This is a genomic window from Variovorax sp. 01T439_2 (genome assembly GCF_056398445.1).
In genome coordinates this window covers 1-4,023 of the sequence record NZ_JBFTPJ010000547.1, presented here as the reverse complement: position 1 = coordinate 4,023, position 4,023 = coordinate 1, and the positions used below count along the sequence as shown (strand labels likewise).

The 4,023-nt window shown below is 69.4% G+C and carries 6 protein-coding genes; 4 read left to right on the top strand and 2 right to left on the bottom strand.

What is annotated here, in order from left to right; translation table 11 throughout:
- A partial coding sequence (locus AC1DOC_RS22875) for an NrsF family protein (protein WP_478130545.1) occupies positions 1 to 396 on the bottom strand: 396 nt, incomplete at its 3' end.
- Complete coding sequence (locus AC1DOC_RS22870) at positions 393 to 974, bottom strand: sigma-70 family RNA polymerase sigma factor (protein ID WP_230537828.1); 582 nt, start codon at positions 972 to 974, stop codon at positions 393 to 395. The genes AC1DOC_RS22870 and AC1DOC_RS22875, both read right to left, overlap by 4 nt.
- 180 nt (positions 975 to 1,154) lie before the next feature.
- Here AC1DOC_RS22870 and AC1DOC_RS22865 point away from each other — a divergent pair, with 180 nt between their 5' ends.
- The 4 genes from AC1DOC_RS22865 to AC1DOC_RS22850 all read left to right on the top strand — a co-directional run.
- Positions 1,155 to 1,574 carry a hypothetical protein gene (locus AC1DOC_RS22865; protein WP_012747772.1) on the top strand — a complete coding sequence of 140 codons (420 nt, stop codon included), beginning with the start codon at positions 1,155 to 1,157 and terminating at the stop codon, positions 1,572 to 1,574.
- 14 nt (positions 1,575 to 1,588) lie between these two features.
- Positions 1,589 to 2,056, top strand: coding sequence for a DUF6152 family protein (locus tag AC1DOC_RS22860; protein WP_012747771.1), 468 nt, complete (start codon positions 1,589 to 1,591; stop codon positions 2,054 to 2,056).
- Positions 2,057 to 2,170: 114 nt separating this feature from the next.
- Positions 2,171 to 3,523: a GTP cyclohydrolase II gene (locus AC1DOC_RS22855; RefSeq protein ID WP_478130544.1), complete on the top strand. Its 1,353-nt coding sequence runs from the start codon at positions 2,171 to 2,173 to the stop codon at positions 3,521 to 3,523.
- Positions 3,520 to 4,023 (top strand): DUF1688 family protein (locus AC1DOC_RS22850; RefSeq protein WP_478130543.1); only part of this gene is annotated, 504 nt, incomplete at its 3' end. The genes AC1DOC_RS22855 and AC1DOC_RS22850, both read left to right, overlap by 4 nt.

The following is a 4,023-nucleotide window of genomic DNA, read 5'->3' as shown; positions in this document are numbered from 1 at the left end:
GACCGCGCAAACGCGCCACGACTCGCCCATGAGCAAGGGCATGCGCTCTTCGGCCGGCGCGTTGAACCAGGCCAGCGCCGCCATCACCCACACGGCAAGCACCGGCACCGCGATGCCGATCCAGGCGCGCCGCACCGGCACGCCCGGCCGCGCGAGGCGCTGCACCACCACGAAGGCGGCCGCCGCAATGCACAGCGGAAACAGCACCTTGACCCAGAACATCGGCCAGAACATGGCTTGCACCAGGTCGCGGCGCAATCCGTATTCGGTGAACAGGATCGCGAACGACAGCGGCAGCCCGGCGAGCAGCGCAAGGGCCAGGCGGCGCCCTGCGGCGCGGCGCGGCGCGGGCGAGGCGCCGGCCGCCAGCATGGCCACGAGATCGTCGGTCTTCATGGCGCACGGCTCCTGAGCCTGGCGGCAAGCGCCTTGAGTCCGCGGTGGATGCCCACCTTCACGGCCGATTCGGACATGCCGGTGAGGCTTGCCGTCTCGGCCACCGAGAGGCCTTCGAGCTTCACGTGCACGATCGGCAGGCGCTGGCGGTCCGGCAGGGTCTGCAGCAGGCCGCCCAGGTCGCGCCGGGCATCGCTGGCCTCGATGGCCGATTCGGCGAACACCGCCAGGTCGTCGTCCAGCGGGTCATGCAGTGCTTCGCGCGCCGACTTGGCGCGCAGCAGGTCGATCATCTTGTAGCGCGCAATCGCATGCACCCAGGCCGTCAGCGGCTGGTCGCTCTGGTAGGTGTGGCGCTGGTTGTGCATGGCGAGCAGGCATTCCTGGACAAGGTCTTCCACTTCATCGGGCCAGCCGAACAGGCGCTTGCCCAGAAAGGCGCGCAGATGCGCGCTGAGTTTTTGCAGAAATTCGCGATAGGCGGCCGCGTCGCCGTCCAGGCCGCGCAGGAACAGGCTGCGCAGCGCGGCTTCGGCGTCGCTTGTTCGCGAACTGCTGTCCATTGTGTTTCGTGCCATCGGACCGGCTGGTTACAGCCCTTTCGGAAAAAAGATCCCGCCGGATTGTGCCGTGCCCGGCGCAGACGCCGGATGCGTCCTCGGCTAAGCTCCCCCGAACCCATGGAAGGAGCGCCCCATGCAACCTGCCGGTCCATGCCTTCGTGCCCTTGAACAGTCCGCCGCCCGGAGCTGACGCCGATGCTGGCCGGGCTGGTTTCGCACCCCTGGGCCTATCCGGCGCTGGAGACGGCGCACATCGTCGGCATTGCGCTGCTGTTCGGCGGGCTGCTGGTGTTCGAACTGCGCGTGCTCGGCCTGGGCCGGGAGTTGCCGCAAAGGCAGTTGGCGCGCCTGACGCTGCTGCCGGCGCTCGTCGGCTTCGGCCTGTGCGCCGCGACCGGCCTCACGATGTTTTCCACGCAGCCCGGCGAGCTGCTGGCCAATTCCGCCTTCCGCATCAAGCTCTTGCTGATCGGCCTGGCGGGCGCCAACGCGATCTGGTTCCATCTTCGGGGCGGCCTGGCCGCCACCGGCGCGATGTCCAGGGCGCAATGCCTGCTGTCGCTGGGGTTTTGGCTCGCTGTCATCATCTGCGGGCGTTGGATTGCCTACGTCTGAGCAAGGAGACCGAGATGATCGAGAGACGCTTGTTCGTTGCCGGCTCGCTGGGCCTGGCCCTGCCCTCCTGGGCGCACCACGGATGGAGCAGCTTCGACCAGGACCGCCCGCTCTACCTGGAGGGGCGCGCGACCAAGGTCATGTGGCGCAATCCGCATGGCGAGGTGGAGCTTGAACTGCCCGAGAACCCCACCCTGCCGGCCGACCTGAAGCAGCGCCCGCTGCCCAGGCAAAGCGCGAACGTCGATGGCCCCGCGCTGCTGGCCAAGGCGCAGCTGCCGACGCGGCGCGACCGCAAGTGGCTGATCGAACTCGCACCGCTCACGCGGCTGCAGGCCTGGGGGGTCGAGGAGATCAAGCCCGGCACCCCGGTGGCCGCGCTGGGTTTCACCTACACCGGTGAAAAAGGCGATCCGGTGCTGCGCGCCGAATACCTGTTCGTCGGCGGCAAGGCCTACGGCCTGCGCTCCTCGCCGGCCTGATCGGCGCACCGGCCGCGGCGCCATGGCCGCGGCCCCCGGCGGCATTGACGACCCTCGCGCCCTGCTTGCCAGCCGCGCGAGTGATCGGTACATTGCATTTTTTGAGGGCCTCCAATGTCCGCAGATAGCACAGCGACCCCTTCCGAAATTCCCGAGATTTCCGCGATCCCCGCCGTCCCTGCGACTTCAGCGATCTCCGTCTCGCCCCTTCCCCCGCTCCACCCTTCCTCGTCGACCGGCCACATCCGGCTGACCTCCCATGCCGGCGGCTTCGGCGCATTGCCCATCCGCTGGGGCGCGGCCACCGCCGCCGAGCGCGGACCCGTGGTCGGCACCACCACGAAGCGGGCGCACCGCAACGTCATCGGCACGCACAGCGGCTCCTACAGCGTCTATCGCGCATTGGCCGTGGCGGCCGGCGCGCTCAAGCGCGAGCACAAGGCCGACCTGACCAACACCGCGCCCACCGACGTGATCGGCCCGTACCCGCAGTGGAGCGAGCCCGGACGCATCGTCTCGCTCGACCCCTGGGGCGCGCTGGTGGCCGATGTGTTCTCCACGGAACTGGCCGCGGGCTACGACATCCGCCCGACCATCGCGATCACCAAGGCCCACGTGATCCTGCCCGAGGTGATCGAGGCGCTGCAGAGCGGCCGCCTCAAGGCCGACGGCCACTTCCTCACCGCCGGCGGCGCAGCCATGGTGACCAAGGCCGCCATCGAGCCCGTGTGGTACCTGCCCGAGGTGGCGCGGCGCTTCGGCTGCTCCGAAACCGACCTGCGCCGCACGCTGTTCGAGGAAACCGGCGGCATGTACCCCGAGCTCGTCACGCGCTCCGACCTCGAGGTGTTCCTGCCACCCATCGGCGGGCAGACGCTCTACATCTTCGGCAACCCGCGCGACCTCGCCAACCCCGAGGTCGAGCTGACGGCGCGCATCCACGACGAATGCAACGGCTCCGACGTGTTCGGCTCCGACATCTGCACCTGCCGCCCCTACCTCACGCACGCCATCGAGGAATGCATCCAGGGCGCGCAACGCGGCGGCGTGGGCCTCATCGCCTACTCGCGCAAGGAAGGCCGCGCGCTCGGCGAGGTGACCAAGTTCCTGGTCTACAACGCGCGCAAGCGCCAGGTCGGCGGCGACAYGGCCGACCAGTATTTCGCGCGCACCGAATGCGTGGCCGGCGTGCAGGACATGCGCTTCCAGGAACTGATGCCCGACGTCTTCCACTGGCTCGGCATCAAGAAGATCCATAGGCTCGTGTCGATGAGCAACATGAAGTTCGACGCCATCACCGGTTCGGGCATCGAGATCGGCGAGCGCGTGAACATTCCGGACGAACTGATTCCGGCCGACGCCCGCGTCGAGATGGACGCCAAGATGGCCGCCGGCTATTTCACGCCCGGCCCGGTGCCGGACGCCGAGGAACTCAAGAAGGCCAAGGGCCGGGGATTGAGCGAATGAGCAACAGCAAGGAAAACAGCAGCAGCGACCACCTGCCCGCCGACGGCTCGGGCAGCCTGCCACCGGGCGGCGCGGGCGACATCGACCCGGCGATCGAGTTCGCGCCCGACACCAGCCATCCCGCGGGCGCCGCCACGGTGCTGCGCACCACCGCCGCCATCCGCGAGCGCGCGGCCGCGCTGCTGGCGCGCGCGCGCCGGGGCGAGTCGCAGTGGTTCCGCATCGCCGGCAGCGACGTGCTCGAAGACGCGGCGCGCACCGTGGCCGAAGTCACGCGCGAGCGCTACCCCTGGGACACCATTCCGTACCACAGCCGCTGGCGCCACTTCGAGGCCGGCGGCGTCGACCGGCTGAAGCAGCTCGATGAACTGCTCGGCAAGGGCGTTGATGCGCGGCAGCGCGCCAGCGCCCACATCGACCTCGTGCTGGTGAGCGTGCTGCTCGATGCCGGCGCCGGGCCCGGCTGGCACTACACCGAGCCCGCCACCGGCGAGCGCTAC

What these genes read in the sequence shown, in the direction of transcription:
- AC1DOC_RS22870 (WP_230537828.1), bottom strand. Translation starts at nt 974, where the DNA reads ATGGCACGAAACACAATGGACAGCAGTTCGCGAACAAGCGACGCCGAA.
- AC1DOC_RS22865 (WP_012747772.1), top strand. Translation starts at nt 1,155, where the DNA reads ATGCTGGCCGGGCTGGTTTCGCACCCCTGGGCCTATCCGGCGCTGGAG.
- AC1DOC_RS22860 (WP_012747771.1), top strand. Translation starts at nt 1,589, where the DNA reads ATGATCGAGAGACGCTTGTTCGTTGCCGGCTCGCTGGGCCTGGCCCTG.